This is a genomic window from Streptomyces sp. NPDC048623 (assembly GCF_040650755.1).
Taxonomy (GTDB): domain Bacteria; phylum Actinomycetota; class Actinomycetes; order Streptomycetales; family Streptomycetaceae; genus Streptomyces.
On the sequence record NZ_JBEZHV010000040.1, the window covers coordinates 25,990 to 43,898 of the forward strand.

Sequence of the window (17,909 nt, forward strand, 5' to 3'; positions counted from 1 at the left end):
CAAGGGCGTGACAGCCCCTTTACCGTCTCGCCCCGAGGGCGAGTGAGCACGGTCGCCCGTCGACAGCGGCTGCAGCGCCCCGGAGGCAAACCGAGCCTAAGAAGAAGGGCGTGCCATGGCCTTCACGAAGGCCTTCTCGACGTCGGTGGTGGACAGGACGCCGTAGATCTCGCCGCCGTCCTCGACGACCAGGTACTCGGTGGCCGGGCTGGCGCGGAGGTGGTCGAGGAGGGGCTGGCCCGCGAGGTCGGCGGGGACCTTCATGCCCTCGGCGAGGTCCTGGGAGAGGGCGCTGACCGCGACCCAGGGGCGGCGGTGCTGGGGGACGGAGGCGATGGCGGTCTCGCGGACGATGCCGGTGGGGGCGCCCTGGCCGTCGACGACGACGAGGGCGCGGGCGCCGGCCTCGTTGGCGCGGCGCAGCGCCTCGGAGAGCGGGGTGGCGGTCTCGACGGGGATGGCGCGGCGGGTGAGGGTGCGGGCGCGCAGTTCGGGGAGGTGTTCGCGGAGCCGGGCCATGCGCAGGCTGTTTCCGGCGCCGGTCCAGATGATGGCGGCGAGGATCGCGGCGAGCAGGGCGTCGGTGACGGTGGTGAAGCCGCTGATGTCGTCGGTGGAGTTGCCGAGGAGGCCGGTGCGGGTGAGCAGCGGCAGTCCGATGAGGACGGTGACGGCGAGCGCGCGGCCGACCCAGGCGGCGGCGACGGTGCCGGTCATGGCGTTGCCGGTGAGCTTCCAGATGACGGCGCGGAACATCCGGCCGCCGTCGAGGGGCAGGCCGGGCAGCAGGTTGAAGACCGCGACGATCAGGTTGGAGATCATCAGCCCGCCGAGCAGCACGGAGGGGACGGTGCCGGGCTCGACGGCGTACAGGCTGGCGTAGAAGACGCCGGCGAGGACCAGGGAGAGCAGCGGGCCGACGAAGGCGAGGACGAACTCGCGGCCGGGGGTCTCGGTCTCCTTGTCGATCTCGGAGACGCCGCCGAAGAACTGGAGCTGGATACGGCGCACGGGGAGCTTGAAGCGGAGTGCGGCGAGGGTGTGCGCCAGTTCGTGGACGAGCACGGAGGCGTAGAAGGCGATGGCGAAGAAGAGGGAGACCAGGTAGCGGGCGGCGCCGAGTTCGGGCAGGACGCGGTCGATCTGGTCGCCGAAGACCCAGGTGATGAGGGCGGCGACCAGGAACCAGCTGGGCGCGACGTAGACGGGCACGCCGAAGGGGCGGCCCATGAGGATGCCGCCGCCCGGCTCCTCGGTCCGCTGCGGCTTGGACTCGTCCTGGTTCACGGGTTCCTTTCGTCGCCGGGCCGCTCGGCCCGCGCACTCGGTCACGTGTCGATCATGCAGCGCGACGGGTCCTGCGTCGATGGTATTCCGCGCGTGCCCGTGTGCGGGATCAGGGCCTGTCCGGCGGACCGGATCGGGGTCGGAGCGGTGCTCGCTGTCAGTGGCGGGCCGTAGGGTCTGTGTCATGAGTACGAGCGAGCAGCCGCCCGTGGCGGCGCCGGTGGCGCCCCGCGCGCCGATGTCGTTGTCGCCGTCGCGGGCGAGCGACTTCATGCAGTGCCCCCTGCTCTACCGGTTCCGGGTGATCGACCGGCTGCCGGAGAAGCCGAGTGCGGCGGCGACCCGCGGGACGCTGGTGCACGCGGTCCTTGAGCGCCTGTTCGACGCGCCGGCGGCGGAGCGGACGGCGCCGCGGGCGAAGTCGCTGGTGCCGGGGCAGTGGGACCGGCTGCTCGCCTCGCGTCCGGAGCTGGGCGAGCTGTTCGAGGGGGACTCCGAGGGCGAGCGGCTCGCGCAGTGGCTCGTGGAGGCGGAGTCGCTGGTCGAGCGGTGGTTCACCCTGGAGGACCCGACGCGGCTGGAGCCGGCGGAGCGCGAGCTGTTCGTGGAGACCGAGCTGGCCTCGGGGCTGCGGCTGCGCGGGGTGATCGACCGGGTCGACGTGGCGCCGACGGGTGAGGTGCGGATCGTCGACTACAAGACGGGCAAGGCGCCCCGCCCGGAGTACAGCGAGGGCGCGCTGTTCCAGATGAAGTTCTACGCGCTGGTGGTCTGGCGCCTGAAGAACGTGGTGCCGCGCCGTCTGCAGCTGGTGTATCTGGGCAGCGGCGACGTCATGACGTACGACCCGGTGGAGGCCGATCTGCTGCGGGTGGAGCGCAAGCTGCACGCGCTGTGGGAGGCGATCCGGCTGGCGACGGAGTCGGGGGACTGGCGGCCGCGGCCGACGAAGCTGTGCGGCTGGTGCGACCACCAGGCGGTGTGTCCGGAGTTCGGCGGCACTCCCCCGGTGTATCCGCTGCCGGTGGTGCCCGCGCGCCCGGTGGAGTCGGGGGACCCCGGTCAGGGCGGTCAGGGCAGAATGGACCGGGTTCCGCCCGCCGTCTGAGCTCCTGAGGAGTTGTCCGTGGCTATCCGCGTCCTACTGGTCGACGACCAGCCGCTGCTGCGCACCGGTTTCCGGATGATCCTGGAGGCCGAGCAGGACATCGCGGTGGTGGGTGAGGCCGGGGACGGTCTCCAGGCCCTGGACCAGGTGCGGGCGCTGCAGCCCGATGTGGTGCTCATGGACATCCGGATGCCGCGGATGGACGGGGTCGAGGCGACCCGGCAGATCACCGGCCCCGGCCGGGACGGGCCGGCGAAGGTCCTGGTGCTGACCACCTTCGACCTGGACGAGTACGTGGTGGAGGCGCTGAAGGCGGGGGCGAGCGGCTTCCTCCTGAAGGACGCGCCGGCGACGGAGCTGGTGCAGGCGATCCGGGTGGTGGCGGCGGGCGAGGCGATGCTGGCGCCGTCGATCACCAGGCGGCTGCTCGACAAGTACTCGGCGCATCTGCCGTCGGGCGAGGAGCAGGTGCCCGACACCCTGAACACGCTGACCGACCGCGAGGTCGAGGTGCTGAAGCTGGTGGCGCGGGGCCTGTCGAACGCGGAGATCGCGGCGGACCTGTTCGTCAGCGAGACGACGGTGAAGACCCATGTCGGGCATGTGCTGACGAAGCTGGGCCTGCGCGACCGGGTGCAGGCCGCGGTGTACGCGTACGAGAGCGGTCTGGTGCGCCCCGGCGCGCAGTGACCGTCCGGTCCGGCGGCGTCCGGGCCGGTGACGTCCGGTCCGGCGGCGTCCGGGCCGGTACGCGGGAGGGCCCGGCGCGCGAGTCGCGCGCCGGGCCCTTCGCCGTACCGAGGCCCGGTCAGCCCTTCTTGATCTCCCAGAAGCGGAAGACGGTGGAGGCGTCCAGGGTCCATTCGAGACCGGTGACGCCCTCGCGGGCGACGGCGTACTGCTTGCCCTGCCACAGCGGAAGCAGCGGGAGCTCGTCGGCGACGAGGTCCTGGACCTTGTTGTACGTGGAGCCGGTCTGGGACCGGTCGGGCGAGGCGGCGACGGCCGGCAGCAGCTCGCCGCTGATCACGGCGTTCTGGTAGCGGTTGCCGAGGACGTTGTCGTCGCCGAAGAACGGGGAGGTGAAGTTGTCGGCGTCCGGGTAGTCGGGCACCCAGCCGCGGACGTACACGCCGTACTTGCCGGCGTCGATGTCCTTCTCGTACTGCTCGTAGGGCACGGACTGGACCTTGGCCTCGAACAGGCCGCTGGCGTTGAGCTGCCCGGCTATGGCCTCCATCATCTGGTCGGTGGAGGGACCGAAGCGGTTCGGGGTGGACCAGAGGGTGAGCTCGACCTTGCCGTCGATGCCGTCCTTGCGCAGCGCCTGCCTCGCCTTGGCCGTGTCGGGCGCGCCGTAGGTGTCGAAGAACGAGGTGGCGTGTCCGGCGATGCCGGCCGGGACGATGGAGTACAGCGGCGTCGCGGTCGACTTGTAGACGTTCTGGACGAGCGCCTCGCGGTCGACGAGGTGGGCGATGGCCTTGCGGACGCCGAGCTTGCCGACGACCGGGTCCTTGACGTTGAAGACCAGGTGCTGGACCTCGGCGCTGGAGCCCTGGACGACCTGGATGCCGTCGGCGTCGTTCTGGGCGTTCTCCAGGGCGGCGATGTCGTCGGCGGAGAGGCCTCGGTAGGCGACGTCGACGTCACCGTCGGAGAGGGCCTTGGACAGGGCCTCGCGGTCGCCGCGGTAGAGCTTGAGCGTGACACCGCCGTTCTTCCGCTTGGCGGTGCCCTGGTAGCCGGTGTTGGCGGAGAAGACGGCCTCGGACGGGCTGAACGAGTCCAGCTTGTACGGGCCGGAGCCGACCGCCTTGCCGTCGGTGCGCAGCGCGTCGGCCGGGTACGCGCTGTGGTCGACGATCGAGCCAGCGCCGGAGGCGATCTTGCTGGGGAAGGTGGCGTCGGCGACCTTCAGCTTGAAGACGACGGTCTTCTCGTCGGGGGCCTCGATGGAGGCGATCGAGGAGAGCAGCGGGGCCGGGCCGTTGGGGTCGGCGATCTTCAGGGCGCGCTCGAAGGAGAACTTGACGTCCTCCGAGGTGAGCGGGTTGCCGTTGGAGAACTTCAGGCCCTCGCGCAGGGTGCAGGTGTAGACCTTGCTGCCGCCGGAGAAGGCGCACTGGTCGGCGGCGTCGGGCTCGGGCTCGGAGCCGCCCTTGGGGAAGGCGAGCAGGGACTGGAAGACGTTGTTGAACAGCAGCCAGGAACCGGGGTCGTAACCGGCGGCCGGGTCGGTCGCGACGATCTCGTCCGACATGCCGACCACGACGGTGGGCCCGGCGTCGCCGGAGCCGCCGCCCTTTTCGGTGCCGCAGCCGCTGAGCAGGGTCGCGGCCAGGCCCGCGGCGAGCGGGGCGGTCAGCCACTTGTTGTGTGCCTTCACAGAACTTGCCTCTTGATCTCTTGCCAGGCCGGCCGCGCGGGCAGTGCGCGGCCGGTACAACGAAGGGGTCAGGCGGTGCCGCGGCCCAGCTCCCACAGGAGCAGGTCGGAGGAGGTGTTCAGCGCCCACTCGACGCCGGTGATGTCGTCGCGGGCGGCGACGTACTGCTTGCCCTGCCACAGCGGCAGCACCGGGACGTCCTTGGCGACGATCTTCTGGATCTGCTCGAAGACCGGGGCCGCGGCGGTGCGGTCGGCCTGGCGGCGCGACTGCGGGATCAGCCGGTCACGGACGGACTGGTTGACGTAGGGAGTGTTGAGGAAGTTGTCGCTGTCGAGGAACGGCGCGACGTAGTTGTCCGGGTCCGGGTAGTCGGGGAACCAGCCGAGGCCGTAGACGGCGTAGTCGCCGCGCTTCTGCGCCGGGCGGAACTTGGACCACTCGGTGCCCTGGATCTTCGCGTCGAAGAGCTTGCTGGCGTTGAGCTGGGCGCTCAGCGTCGCGAACTCCTTGGCCGTCTCGGCGCCGTAGTGGTCGGTGGTGTAGTGCAGGGTGACCGGGACGGGGGTCTTCACGCCGGCGTCGCGCAGCAGCTTGGCGGCCTTCGCCGAATCGGGCTCGCCGTAGGTGTCGATGAACGAGGTGGCGTGGCCGGTGATGCTGGAGGGGATCAGCGAGTAGAGCGGCTCGGCGGTGGGGCCGTAGACCTGCTCGATGAGCCGGCCGCGGTCGACCACGGATGCCATGGCCTGCCGGACGGCCTTCTCCTTGACGGCGGGGGCCTTGGTATTGAAGGCGAGGTAGCGGATCTCCAGGCCGGGCACCTCGGTGAGGTTGATGCCTTCCTGGGGCTTGTCGGTGTGCTCGCGGATCTGCGGCTGCGACAGGGCGCGGGCGGTCACGTCGATGTCGTCGGCGCGCAGCGCCTTGTCCATGCTGTCGGAGTCGGCGAAGGTGCGCAGTTCGACCTTGTCGTTGCGCAGGGTGACGTCACCCTTGTACTTGGCGTTCTTGGTGAAGACGAACCTGGTGGCCTTGTCGCCGGAGACCTCGGTCTTCAGGGTGTACGGGCCGGAGCCGTCGACGTCGAAGCCCTCGCGCAGCGCCTTGCCGTCGTACTTGGCCTTGCTGAGGATGCCGGCGACGGGCGTGGACAGCTTGTACGGGAATGTGGCGTCGGGCGTCCTGAGGTGGAAGATCACCTCGCGGTCGCCCGCGGTCTCCACGGTGTCGATGTTGGAGAGCAGCGCGGCCGTTCCGTTGTCGGACTTGATGGCGAGGACGCGCTCGACGGAGAACTTGACGTCCGCGGCGGTCATCGGGGTGCCGTCGGCGAAGGTGAGGCCCTCGCGCAGCTTGCAGCGGTAGCTCTCGCTCTCCTTGTCGGAGAAGCCGCAGCTCTCGGCGGCGTCGGGGACCGGCGCGCCGCCGCCGCGCGGGGCGTGCATCAGGGTCTGCAGGGTCTGCCGCAGGATGTTCCAGGCGCCGGTGTCGTAGGCGTAGGCCGGGTCGAGCGGTGCGGGGGCGTCCTCGGTGGTGACGAACTGGTCCGTGGTGCCGACGACGATCGCTCGGCTCTCGTCCCCTCCCCCGCAACCGGCGAGCAGCGGGGTGAGCAGGGCGGCCATGGCGGGCAGCACCAGGGTCTTGCGGTTCATCAGGGACGTTCTCCTCATCCGGCACGGGGTGACGGCCGGCACTGGTACAGCGGCTTGGTCACTCCGTCGGCCGCCCGGTCGGGGCGGTGGCGATCGGGCCGGGATGGGGGTGCGATCGGTCCTGTGTACGCGGCGACTTGGGTGGTGCGCCGGGGCACGCAGTGGGGTGCGGCGGAGTACTCGCGAAAGCGTAGTGGGCGGCGTCGGTGCCACTGGACGGAAGCAACCGCGGCGACCGCCGGGGGCCGCGCATGAATACGGAGGGTTCGATAGTCATGCAGGGGAATGATTCGTACGCGCCTGAGCGAATCGGGACACATGGGCCGGGTGTAACCGCCGGTTTCCGGACACCGCGCACAGAAAGGCCACCCACCGTCAGGCACGCTGGGTGACCAAGGTCACTCAGGGTTCTTTCGGGCGGATGGCCTGTTCGTTTCCGGAAGCGAAGCCGGGTGGCTCAGAACGCGTTGCGCTCCGCGCCGGGAGAGGCGATCAGGGTGCGCAGGAAGGGCACGTCGACCTCCTCCAGGGAACGCACCACGACACGGCCCGCGGAGGGCGTGATCGGGGCGACGGAGGGCACGGCGACGACCCGGCAGCCGGCCGCCTCGGCGGCCGCGACGCCGGTCGCGGTGTCCTCGACGACGGCGCACAGGGCGGGGTCGGCGCCGAAGCCGCGGGCGGCGGTCAGATAGGGCTCCGGGTGCGGCTTGGTACGGCCCACCTCGTCGCCCGCGACGGTCAGCCCGAAGCGGTCGCGCCCGAGCGAGGCGAGCACCCGGTCGATGATCTGCCGGTGCGAGGCGGAGACCAGGGCGGTGGGGATGTTGTGCCGGGCCAGCTCGGTGAGCAGCCGGTCGGCGCCCGGCATCAGCGGCACGCCCCGGTCGATGCGCTGCTCGAACTTCTCGTTGAGCAGGACGGTGAGCTCGGCCAGGGTGATGTCGGCGCCGGTGGACTCGATCAGATAGCCGGCGCTGCGGGTCATGGGCCCGCCGACCACGACGTCCCGCCAGGACTCGTCGAGCCGGTGCCCGAGGTCCGCGAAGACCTCCACCTCCGCGTCCCACCAGAAGCCCTCGGTGTCGACGAGGGTGCCGTCCATGTCGAGGAAGACCGCCTGCAGCGCGGAGCCGCCGTCGGTACGGAACAGCGACGCGGGGACCGTACTGGTCATCCGGCACACCTCCTTGGAGGGACGAAGAGGCCGGTCGCCCTCCCCGGTACGGGGGTGGGCGCCGGCCTGCACTGGACCGACCAGTATACGTCCGCTTCACATCAGACGCAGGGATTACTTCCGGCCCCGTCACCGGGCGTCGATGGAGCCGTCACCGGGCGTTGAAGTACTTCGCCTCCGGGTGGTGGATGACGATGGCGTCGGTGGACTGCTCGGGGTGCAGCTGGAACTCCTCGGAGAGGTGGACGCCGATCCGCTCCGGCTCCAGGAGCTCGGCGATCTTCGCCCGGTCCTCCAGGTCGGGGCAGGCGCCGTAACCGAGCGAGAAGCGCGCGCCGCGGTACTTGAGGTCGAACATGTCGCGGACGTCCTCGGGGTCCTCCCCGCCGAAGCCCAGCTCGGCCCGCACGCGCGCGTGCCAGTACTCGGCGAGGGCCTCGGCCAGCTGCACGGAGAGGCCGTGCAGCTCCAGGTAGTCGCGGTAGGAGTCGGACGCGAAGAGCTTGGCCGTGGCCTCGCCGATCTTCGAGCCGACGGTGACGACCTGGAGGCCGACGACATCGGTCTCGCCGGACTCCTCCGGGCGGAAGAAGTCCGCCAGGCAGAGCCGGCGGCCGCGGCGCTGACGCGGGAAGGTGAAGCGGGTGCGCTCGTTGCCGGCCTCGTCGAGGATGATCAGGTCGTCGCCCTTGGAGACGCAGGGGAAGTAGCCGTGCACGACGGCCGCTTCGAGGAGGTTCTCCGTGTGGAGCCGGTCCAGCCAGCCGCGCAGCCGCGGCCGGCCCTCGGACTCGACGAGCTCCTCGTACGACGGCCCGTCGCCGGCCCGGTTCTGCTTGAGGCCCCACTGGCCCTTGAAGAGCGCGCCCTCGTCGAGCCAGGAGGCGTAGTCCTTGAGCGGGATGCCCTTGACGACACGGGTGCCCCAGAACGGCGGGGTGGGCACCGGGTTGTCGGTGGCGACGTCGGAACGGCCGCCCGGCTCCGGCTCGTCGACCTGGAGGCCGGCGCCGCCGACGGCGACCCGCCGCTGCTTCAGCTCGGGGAGTACGGCTCCGGGGACGCCGCGCTTGACGGCGACGAGGGCGTCCATCAGGCGCAGGCCCTCGAAGGCGTCGCGGGCGTAGCGGACCTCGCCCTGGTAGATCTCGTGGAGGTCCTGCTCGACGTAGGCGCGGGTGAGGGCGGCGCCACCGAGGATCACCGGGTACTTGGCGGCCAGCTCGCGCTGGTTCAGCTCCTCCAGGTTCTCCTTCATGATCACGGTGGACTTCACCAGGAGACCGGACATGCCGATGACGTCGGCCCGGTGCTCCTCGGCGGCCTCCAGGATCGCGGAGACGGGCTGCTTGATGCCCAGGTTGACCACGTTGTAGCCGTTGTTGGAGAGGATGATGTCGACGAGGTTCTTGCCGATGTCGTGGACGTCGCCGCGGACGGTGGCCAGGACGATGGTGCCCTTGCCCTCGCTGTCGGACTTCTCCATGTGCGGCTCCAGATAGGCCACCGCGGTCTTCATGACCTCGGCGGACTGGAGCACGAACGGCAGCTGCATCTGGCCGGAGCCGAACAGCTCGCCGACCACCTTCATGCCGTCGAGCAGCGTGTTGTTGACGATGTCGAGGGCGGGCGTGGTGGCCAGGGCCTCGTCGAGGTCCGCCTCCAGGCCGTTCTTCTCGCCGTCGATGATCCGCCGCTTCAGGCGCTCCTCCAGCGGCAGGGCGAGGAGTTCCTCGGTCTTGCCGGCCTTCAGGGACTTGGCGGTGGCGCCCTCGAAGAGGGCCATCAGCTTCTGCAGCGGGTCGTAGTCCGCGGTGCGCCGGTCGTAGATCAGGTCGAGGGCGGTGGTCACCTGCTCCTCGTCGAAGCGGGCGATCGGCAGGATCTTCGACGCGTGGACGATGGCCGAGTCCAGGCCCGCCTTGACGCACTCGTCGAGGAAGACGGAGTTCAGCAGGATGCGGGCGGCCGGGTTGAGCCCGAAGGAGATGTTGGAGAGTCCGAGGGTCGTCTGCACGTCGGGGTGGCGGCGCTTGAGCTCGCGGATCGCCTCGATGGTGGCGACGCCGTCCTTGCGGGACTCCTCCTGCCCGGTACAGATGGTGAAGGTCAGGGTGTCGATGAGGATGTCGGACTCGTGGATGCCCCAGTTGCCCGTGAGGTCGTCGATGAGCCGCTCGGCGATGGCGACCTTGTTCTCGACCGTACGGGCCTGGCCCTGCTCGTCGATGGTCAGCGCGATGAGCGCCGCGCCGTGCTCCTGGGCGAGCCGGGTGACCTTGGCGAAGCGGGACTCGGGGCCGTCGCCGTCCTCGTAGTTGACGGAGTTGATGACCGCGCGGCCGCCCAGCTTCTCCAGACCGGCCCGCAGGACCTCCACCTCGGTGGAGTCCAGCACGATCGGCAGGGTGGAGGCGGTGGCGAAGCGGCCGGCCAGCTCCTCCATGTCGCGGACACCGTCGCGGCCGACGTAGTCCACGCAGAGGTCGAGCATGTGCGCGCCCTCGCGGATCTGCTCGCGGGCCATCTCGACGCAGTCGTCCCAGCGCTCGTCGAGCATGGCCTCGCGGAACTTCTTCGATCCGTTGGCGTTGGTGCGCTCGCCGATGGCGAGGTACGAGGTGTCCTGGCGGAACGGCACGGTCTGGTACAGGGAGGCGGCGCCCGGCTCGGGGCGCGGCTCGCGCGCGGCCGGGGCCAGGCCGCGGACCCGCTCGACGACCTGGCGCAGGTGCTCCGGGGTCGTACCGCAGCAGCCGCCGACGAGGGACAGGCCGTACTCGCGGACGAAGGTCTCCTGGGCGTCGGCGAGCTCGGCCGGGGAGAGCGGGTAGTGGGCGCCGTCGGCGGTGAGGACCGGCAGGCCGGCGTTCGGCATGCAGGACAGCTGGATGCGCGAGTGGCGGGCGAGATAGCGCAGGTGCTCGCTCATCTCGGCCGGGCCGGTGGCGCAGTTGAGGCCGATCATGTCGATGCCCAGCGGCTCCAGGGCCGTCAGGGCGGCACCGATCTCGGAGCCGAGGAGCATGGTGCCGGTGGTCTCGACCGTGACGGAGCAGATCAGCGGGACGTCCGCGCCGAGGGCGTCGAGGGCGCGCCGGGCGCCGATGACCGAGGCCTTGGTCTGCAGCAGGTCCTGGGTGGTCTCGATGAGCAGCGCGTCGGCGCCGCCGGTGATCAGGCCCTCGGCGTTCTGCTGGTACGCGTCGCGGAGTGCGCGGTACGGGGCGTGGCCGAGGGTCGGCAGCTTGGTGCCCGGGCCGATGGAGCCGAGCACCCAGCGCTGCTGTCCGGTGCTCGCGGTGAACTCGTCGGCGACCTCGCGGGCGATCCGGGCGCCGGCCTCGGACAGCTCGTGGACGCGCTCGGCGATGTCGTACTCGCCGAGGGCCGCGAGGTTGGCGCCGAAGGTGTTGGTCTCGACGCAGTCGACACCGGCGGAGAAGTACGCGCGGTGCACGGAGGAGACGATGTCGGGCCGGGTGATGTTGAGGATCTCGTTGCAGCCCTCGAGCTGCTGGAAGTCCTCGAGGGTGGGGTCCTGGGCCTGGAGCATGGTGCCCATCGCGCCGTCGGCGACGACGACTCGGGTGGCGAGTGCTTCGCGGAGCGCTGCCGCTCGGCTGCGGAGGTCGGCGGAAGGGGTCGGCGACGAGGCCATGGATAGGGCTCCCTGGGATGCGACGGCTGTCGGCTTTGCACGCTCGGCAGAGGGTGCACGGGCCCAGACTAACCGTGCGAGGGCCGGGGTGGGCATGGGGTTCCAGCTGGTGGACGGCATCCTGTGTCCGGGGACTCCCGGTCCGGCCCGTTCTTGTCCGACACTGTCAGGTGTGACACAAGGTCGGCATCGACCGATAGTGTTCAGCATTGTCGAACAGCATGTGAGGAGAAAGGCCGGGCGATGGCGAAGAACATCCAGTCGCTTGAACGGGCGGCGGCGATGCTGCGACTGCTCGCGGGCGGCGAGCGCCGGCTCGGCCTGTCCGACATCGCCTCGTCCCTGGGTCTCGCCAAGGGGACGGCGCACGGCATCCTGCGCACCCTCCAGGCGGAGGGCTTCGTGGAGCAGGACCCCGCCTCCGGGCGCTACCAGCTGGGCGCGGAGCTGCTGCGCCTCGGCAACAGCTATCTGGACGTGCACGAGCTGCGCGCCCGGGCCCTGGTGTGGACCGACGACCTGGCCCGCTCCAGCGGCGAGAGCGTGCACCTGGGCGTGCTCCACCAGAGCGGCGTGCTGATCGTCCACCATGTCTTCCGGCCCGACGACAGCCGTCAGGTCCTGGAGGTCGGCGCCATGCAGCCGCTGCACTCCACGGCCCTGGGCAAGGTCCTGTCGGCCTACGACCCGGTGGCGCACAGCGAGGTCGTGGAGGTCGAGCGCAAGCCCTACACGCCCCGTACGGTCACGGAGCTCGCGGACTTCGAGACGCTGCTCGACCTGACCCGGGCGCGCGGCTGGGCCGCCGACGTGGAGGAGACCTGGGAGGGCGTGGCCTCGGTGGCCGCGCCGATCCACGACCGGCGCCGGATGCCGGTGGGCGCGGTGGCCATCACCGGCGCCGTGGAGCGGGTCTGCTCGGGCGGCGAGCTGCGCTCGGAGCTGGTGGCCGCGGTCCGCGACTGCGCCCGTGCGGTCTCCCGCGACCTCGGGGCGGGCCGCTTCTGACGTACGCGGCGACCGCGCCCGGACACCCCTGAAACCCGTCGGTAACGATCGCGTTATCGGCGGGTTTTTCGCGCCCGCGACCCTTGACGCGCTGTTAACCGTGACGCAAAACTTCCGTTCATCGGTCGGCATTGTCGAACAGCTACCGGCAATACACGCTAGGGTGTGACAGTGCCAAGGGCCGGCAACGCCCTCATGTGAGGGCGCGGACCACCGGAGTCACCCGTGGTTCGCCTTCCCCTGGACGAAGGACAAAGGAGTCGCGGGTGTCCAGCTCCGACATCTTCATCGGCGAGACCATCGGTACCGCCGTACTCATCCTGCTCGGCGGCGGTGTCTGCGCCGCCGTCACGCTCAAGAGCTCCAAGGCCCGCGGCGCGGGCTGGCTCGCGATCACCTTCGGGTGGGGCTTCGCCGTCATGACGGCGGTCTACATGACCGCTTCCCTCTCCGGCGCCCATCTGAACCCCGCCGTCACGGTCGCGATAGCGATCAAGGACGGCGACTGGAGCAACGTGCCGGTGTACATCGCCGGTCAGCTGCTCGGCGCCATGATCGGTGCGGCGCTGGTATGGATCACGTACTACGGGCAGTTCCGGGCCCACCTCACGGACCCCGAGACGGTGAGCGAGAAGCCCGTCGAGGGCCCCGGTCCGGTGCTCGGCATCTTCTCGACCGGCCCGGAGATCCGTAACACCTGGCAGAACCTGGCCACCGAGATCATCGGCACCGTGGTGCTGGTGCTCGCCGTGCTCACCCAGGGCCTCAACGACAGCGGCAAGGGCCTCGGCGTCATCGGCGCCCTGATCACCGCCTTCGTCGTGGTCTCCATCGGTCTCTCGCTCGGCGGCCCGACCGGCTACGCCATCAACCCCGCCCGCGACCTCGGTCCGCGCATCGTGCACGCCCTCCTCCCGCTGCCGAACAAGGGCGGCTCCGACTGGAGCTACGCCTGGATCCCGGTCGCCGGTCCGCTGATCGGCGGCGCCCTCGCCGCGGGTATCTACAACATCGCGTTCGCCTGAGCCGTCCTTCTTCCAGACTTCCCCTTGGAGTTCACCGTGACCGACGCCCACACCGCCGGCCCGTTCATCGCCGCCATCGACCAGGGCACCACCTCGTCGCGCTGCATCGTCTTCGACAAGGACGGACGCATCGTCTCCGTCGACCAGAAGGAGCACGAGCAGATCTTCCCGAAGCCGGGCTGGGTCGAGCACGACGCCACCGAGATCTGGACCAACGTCCAGGAGGTCGTCGCCGGCGCCATCGCCAAGGCGGGGATCACCGCCGCCGACGTCAAGGCGATCGGCATCACCAACCAGCGTGAGACCACGCTGATGTGGGACAAGAACACCGGTGAGCCGGTGCACAACGCGCTCGTGTGGCAGGACACCCGCACCGACGCCCTGTGCAAGGAGCTCGGCCGCAACGTCGGCCAGGACCGCTTCCGCCGCGAGACCGGCCTCCCCCTCGCCTCGTACTTCTCCGGCCCCAAGGTCCGCTGGCTGCTCGACAACGTCGAGGGACTGCGCGAGCGCGCCGAGCGCGGCGAGATCCTCTTCGGCACCATGGACTCCTGGGTCATCTGGAACCTGACCGGTGGCACCGAGGGCGGCGTGCACGTCACCGACGTCACCAACGCCTCGCGCACCCTCCTGATGAACCTGCACACCATGGGCTGGGACGAGAAGATCCTGCAGTCCATGGAGATCCCGGCCGCCGTGCTGCCGGAGATCCGTTCCTCCGCCGAGGTGTACGGCGCCGTCAAGGGCGGCGTCCTCGACGGCGTCCCGGTCGCCTCCGCGCTCGGCGACCAGCAGGCCGCCCTGTTCGGCCAGACCTGCTTCGCCGAGGGCGAGGCCAAGTCCACGTACGGCACCGGAACGTTCATGCTGCTGAACACCGGCGACAAGATCATCAACTCCTACAGCGGCCTGCTGACCACCGTCGGCTACCAGATCGGCGACCAGAAGCCGGTCTACGCCCTGGAGGGCTCCATCGCCGTCACCGGCTCGCTCGTCCAGTGGATGCGCGACCAGATGGGCCTGATCAAGTCCGCGGCCGAGATCGAGACCCTCGCCTCCTCCGTCGAGGACAACGGCGGCGCCTACTTCGTGCCGGCCTTCTCCGGCCTGTTCGCCCCGTACTGGCGCTCCGACGCCCGCGGTGTCATCGCCGGCCTCACCCGCTACGTCACCAAGGCGCACATCGCCCGTGCCGTCCTGGAGGCCACCGCCTGGCAGACCCGCGAGATCACCGACGCCATGACCAAGGACTCGGGCGTCGAGCTGACCGCCCTCAAGGTCGACGGCGGCATGACCTCCAACAACCTGCTGATGCAGACCCTCTCCGACTTCCTGGACGCCCCCGTGGTGCGCCCGATGGTCGCCGAGACCACCTGCCTCGGCGCCGCCTACGCCGCCGGTCTGGCCGTCGGCTTCTGGCCGGACACCGACGCCCTGCGCGCCAACTGGCGCCGGGCCGCCGAATGGACCCCTCGCATGGACGCCGACAAGCGCGACAGCGAGTACAAGAACTGGCTCAAGGCCGTAGAGCGCTCCATGGGCTGGATCGAAGCAGAAGAGAACTGACGAGGAGCAATTCGCGATGACCACCCTGCAGAGCCTCCCCTCCCTGGGGATGCACCCGGCTTCCGGTTCGCTTCCGACCCGCGCAGAGACCAGGGAGCAGCTGTCCAAGGCGACGTACGACCTCCTGGTGATCGGCGGCGGCATCCTGGGCATCTCCACCGCCTGGCACGCCGCGCAGTCCGGGCTGCGGGTGGCCCTGGTGGACGCCGGCGACTTCGCCGGCGCCACCTCCTCCGCCTCCTCCAAGCTGCTCCACGGCGGTCTGCGCTACCTGCAGACCGGCGCGGTCAAGCTCGTCGCCGAGAACCACTTCGAGCGGCGCGCGGTCTCCCGCCAGGTGGCCCCCCACCTGTCCAACCCGCTCACCTTCTACCTGCCCGTCTACAAGGGCGGCCCGCACGGCGCGGCCAAGCTGGGCGCCGGTGTCTTCGCCTACAGCGCGCTGTCCGCGTTCGGCGACGGCGTCGGCCACCTGCTGAGCCCCGCCAAGGCCGCCCAGGACGTGCCGGAGCTGCGCACCGACAACCTGAAGGCCGTCGCCGTCTACGGCGACGACCAGATGAACGACGCCCGCATGGCGCTGATGACGGTGCGCGCGGCGGTCGACTCCGGCGCGGTCGTGCTCAACCACGCCGAGGTCACCGGCCTCCGCTTCACCCGGGGCCGGGTCACCGGCGCCGAGCTCCGCGACCGCCTGTCGGGCGAGGAGTTCGGCGTCGACGCCCGCCTGGTGCTCAACGCCACCGGTCCGTGGGTCGACCACCTGCGCAGGATGGAGGACCCGAACGCGGCGCCCTCCATCCGTCTCTCCAAGGGCGCGCACCTGGTCCTCAAGCGCACCTCCCCGTGGAAGGCCGCGCTGGCCACCCCGATCGACAAGTACCGGATCACCTTCGCCCTCCCCTGGGAGGACATGCTCCTGCTCGGCACCACCGACGAGGAGTACGAGGGCGACCCGGGCGAGGTCGCGGTCAACGACAAGGACATCGCCCAGATCCTGGACGAGGCCGCCTTCTCGATCCGCGACCAGCAGCTCGACCGCTCCCTGATCACCTACGCCTTCGCGGGCCTGCGGGTGCTCCCGGGCGGTCCCGGCGACACCTCGAAGGCCAAGCGCGAGACGGTCGTCACCGAGGGCCGCGGCGGCATGCTGTCGGTGGCCGGCGGCAAGTGGACCACCTTCCGGCACATCGGCCGCACCATCATGAAGAAGCTGGAGGCGCTGCCGGGCCGGCCGCTCGGCGAGGACTACGAGCCGGTCTCCGCGCTGCCGAAGCGGCTGCCGCTGCCGGGCATCGCCAACCCCAGCGCGGTGGCCCACCGGCTGCTCGTGGACGGCCCGGCGCCCGGCCCGCGGATGGCCGCCGACACCGCCAAGCACCTGGCCACCCACTACGGTTCGCTCGCCTTCGGCATCGCCCGGATGGCGAACGAGAACCCGGAGCTCGCCGAGCGCGTCCACCCCGACGCCCCGGAGATCTGGGCCCAGGTCGCCTACGCCCGCGACCACGAGTGGGCCGAGACCGCGGACGACGTGCTGCGCCGCCGCACCACCCTGACCATCCGCGGCCTCGCGGACGACGCGATCCGCGGCAGGGTCGAGGACATGCTGCGCGCCAAGTAGCCACCCCCCGCGGGGCGGTAAGGGGCGGTCTCGATGGAGACCGCCCCTTACGCGTGTCCCGTGTGCCCCGTGTGCCGGGCCGCGTTCCTGGGTAGCCGATCAAGGCCGAGGGGACGCCCGCAAGGCATAAGGTTGGTCCGTACGACAGGAACTTCGACGAAGGAGGCGCTGGGTGATCGAGCTCGAGGGGGTTCCCGAGCTGATCGACCCGGTCATGGTGGCCGCGTTCGAGGGCTGGAACGACGCCGGTGACGCCGCCTCCGCCGCGGTCGCCCATCTGGACCGGGAGTGGAAGGGCGAGGTGTTCGCGGCGCTGGACGCCGAGGACTACTACGACTTCCAGGTCAACCGGCCCACGGTGTGGCTGGACGGCGGCGTGCGGAAGATCACCTGGCCGACGACCCGGCTCTCCGTGGTGCGGATCGGCGGTGACAAGCCCCGCGACCTGGTCCTCGTGCGCGGGATCGAGCCGTCGATGCGCTGGCGTTCGTTCTGCAACGAGCTGCTCGGCTTCGCCCACGAGATGGGCGTCGAGATGGTGGTGATCCTGGGCGCGCTGCTCGGTGACACCCCGCACACCCGTCCGGTTCCGGTCAGCGGCGTCACCTCCGACCCCGACCTGGCGCGCACGATGGACCTGGAGGAGACCCGCTACGAGGGTCCGACCGGCATCGTCGGCATCCTCCAGGAGGCCTGCACGCACGCCGGGGTCCCCGCGGTGAGCCTGTGGGCCGCGGTCCCGCACTACGTGTCGCAGCCGCCGAACCCGAAGGCGACCCTGGCCCTGCTCAACCGCCTGGAGGACCTGCTCGGCCTGCGCATCCCGCTGGGCGAGCTGCCCGAGGACGCGCGGGCCTGGCAGCTGGGCGTGGACCAGCTGGCCGCCGAGGACAGCGAGGTCGCCGAGTACGTGCAGACCCTGGAGGAGGCGCGGGACACGGCGGAGCTGCCGGAGGCCTCCGGCGAGGCCATCGCCCGCGAGTTCGAGCGCTATCTGCGCCGCCGCGACCCCGGTCAGGGACCGGGCCAGGGTCAGGGACCCGGTGTGGCGACGGAGGGCGGCGACGCCTCGTACCTCCGCGACGCCCCCAGCGAGCGGACCCGCCCGCCCAAGCCCCAGCAGCCGGGCCCGGAGGCGGCCCCCGGCGGCGCGGAGGCGGAGCGGCCCGACGCCGAGGACGGCGACGGCGACGGCGACGAGGGCACGGCCTCGGAGGAGTGAGCGGTACGGGAGGGGTGGCGCGGCCGCCCCTCCCGTACGGCTTTCCGGGCCCGGGCCGGACAGACCGACAGGCCGGGCCAGGAACGCGCGCGGGCCGCTCCCGTCGACGTACCGGACCCCTATTACGGTGATCTGGGCGGCTTCGAGGAGTGCCTGGAGATGGTGGAGGCGGCGAGTGAGGGTC

At 70.8% G+C, this 17,909-nt stretch carries 12 protein-coding genes and 1 pseudogene; 8 read left to right on the forward strand and 5 right to left on the reverse strand.

What is annotated here, in order from left to right; translation table 11 throughout:
- Positions 1-96 precede the first annotated feature (96 nt).
- On the reverse strand, positions 97-1,230 hold the full coding sequence (locus AB0C73_RS34455) for a site-2 protease family protein (protein WP_362537632.1): 1,134 nt from the start codon (positions 1,228-1,230) through the stop codon (positions 97-99).
- Positions 1,231-1,471: 241 nt separating this feature from the next.
- Here AB0C73_RS34455 and AB0C73_RS34460 point away from each other — a divergent pair, with 241 nt between their 5' ends.
- Both AB0C73_RS34460 and AB0C73_RS34465 read left to right on the forward strand, forming a co-directional pair.
- Entirely contained in the window at positions 1,472-2,395 is a 924-nt protein-coding gene (locus AB0C73_RS34460) for a PD-(D/E)XK nuclease family protein (RefSeq protein WP_362537608.1), read from the forward strand.
- An 18-nt stretch (positions 2,396-2,413) separates the two neighbouring features.
- On the forward strand, positions 2,414-3,085 hold the full coding sequence (locus AB0C73_RS34465) for a response regulator transcription factor (protein ID WP_265865528.1): 672 nt from the start codon (positions 2,414-2,416) through the stop codon (positions 3,083-3,085).
- Between the two features lie 118 nt (positions 3,086-3,203).
- Here AB0C73_RS34465 and AB0C73_RS34470 read toward each other — a convergent pair whose 3' ends face one another.
- The 4 genes from AB0C73_RS34470 to metH form a co-directional block, all read right to left on the reverse strand.
- Positions 3,204-4,784, reverse strand: coding sequence for an ABC transporter substrate-binding protein (locus AB0C73_RS34470; RefSeq protein ID WP_362537610.1), 1,581 nt, complete (start codon positions 4,782-4,784; stop codon positions 3,204-3,206).
- Positions 4,785-4,852: 68 nt separating this feature from the next.
- Complete coding sequence (locus AB0C73_RS34475) at positions 4,853-6,442, reverse strand: ABC transporter substrate-binding protein (protein WP_362537612.1); 1,590 nt, start codon at positions 6,440-6,442, stop codon at positions 4,853-4,855.
- A gap of 457 nt (positions 6,443-6,899) precedes the next feature.
- Positions 6,900-7,619: an HAD family phosphatase gene (locus AB0C73_RS34480; RefSeq protein ID WP_362537614.1), complete on the reverse strand. Its 720-nt coding sequence runs from the start codon at positions 7,617-7,619 to the stop codon at positions 6,900-6,902.
- Between the two features lie 151 nt (positions 7,620-7,770).
- Positions 7,771-11,280, reverse strand: a complete 3,510-nt coding sequence (gene metH / locus AB0C73_RS34485; RefSeq protein WP_362537616.1) for a methionine synthase — start codon at positions 11,278-11,280, stop codon at positions 7,771-7,773.
- A gap of 243 nt (positions 11,281-11,523) precedes the next feature.
- Between metH and AB0C73_RS34490 the strand changes: the two genes are divergently transcribed.
- From AB0C73_RS34490 to AB0C73_RS34515, 6 genes and pseudogenes are all read left to right on the forward strand, one after another.
- Positions 11,524-12,288, forward strand: a complete 765-nt coding sequence (locus AB0C73_RS34490; RefSeq protein ID WP_362537618.1) for an IclR family transcriptional regulator — start codon at positions 11,524-11,526, stop codon at positions 12,286-12,288.
- 266 nt (positions 12,289-12,554) lie between these two features.
- Positions 12,555-13,313 (forward strand): MIP/aquaporin family protein, encoded by a 759-nt coding sequence (locus tag AB0C73_RS34495; protein WP_362537620.1) that lies wholly within the window; start codon positions 12,555-12,557, stop codon positions 13,311-13,313.
- 36 nt (positions 13,314-13,349) lie between these two features.
- The gene (gene glpK, locus AB0C73_RS34500; protein ID WP_362537622.1) at positions 13,350-14,879 is read left to right on the forward strand and encodes a glycerol kinase GlpK; all 1,530 of its coding nucleotides are present in this window, start codon (positions 13,350-13,352) and stop codon (positions 14,877-14,879) included.
- Between the two features lie 16 nt (positions 14,880-14,895).
- Positions 14,896-16,503 (forward strand): glycerol-3-phosphate dehydrogenase/oxidase, encoded by a 1,608-nt coding sequence (locus AB0C73_RS34505; RefSeq protein ID WP_362537624.1) that lies wholly within the window; start codon positions 14,896-14,898, stop codon positions 16,501-16,503.
- 172 nt (positions 16,504-16,675) lie between these two features.
- Complete coding sequence (locus AB0C73_RS34510) at positions 16,676-17,725, forward strand: PAC2 family protein (RefSeq protein WP_362537626.1); 1,050 nt, start codon at positions 16,676-16,678, stop codon at positions 17,723-17,725.
- Between the two features lie 102 nt (positions 17,726-17,827).
- Positions 17,828-17,909, forward strand: a pseudogene (locus tag AB0C73_RS34515) (low molecular weight phosphotyrosine protein phosphatase); the annotation flags it as partial.

Coding starts and splice junctions, on each gene's coding strand:
- AB0C73_RS34505 (WP_362537624.1), top strand. CDS start 14,896: ATGACCACCCTGCAGAGCCTCCCCTCCCTGGGGATGCACCCGGCTTCC.
- AB0C73_RS34455 (WP_362537632.1), bottom strand. CDS start 1,230: ATGGGCCGCCCCTTCGGCGTGCCCGTCTACGTCGCGCCCAGCTGGTTC.
- AB0C73_RS34460 (WP_362537608.1), top strand. CDS start 1,472: ATGAGTACGAGCGAGCAGCCGCCCGTGGCGGCGCCGGTGGCGCCCCGC.
- metH (WP_362537616.1), bottom strand. CDS start 11,280: ATGGCCTCGTCGCCGACCCCTTCCGCCGACCTCCGCAGCCGAGCGGCA.
- AB0C73_RS34490 (WP_362537618.1), top strand. CDS start 11,524: ATGGCGAAGAACATCCAGTCGCTTGAACGGGCGGCGGCGATGCTGCGA.
- AB0C73_RS34475 (WP_362537612.1), bottom strand. CDS start 6,442: ATGAACCGCAAGACCCTGGTGCTGCCCGCCATGGCCGCCCTGCTCACC.
- AB0C73_RS34480 (WP_362537614.1), bottom strand. CDS start 7,619: ATGACCAGTACGGTCCCCGCGTCGCTGTTCCGTACCGACGGCGGCTCC.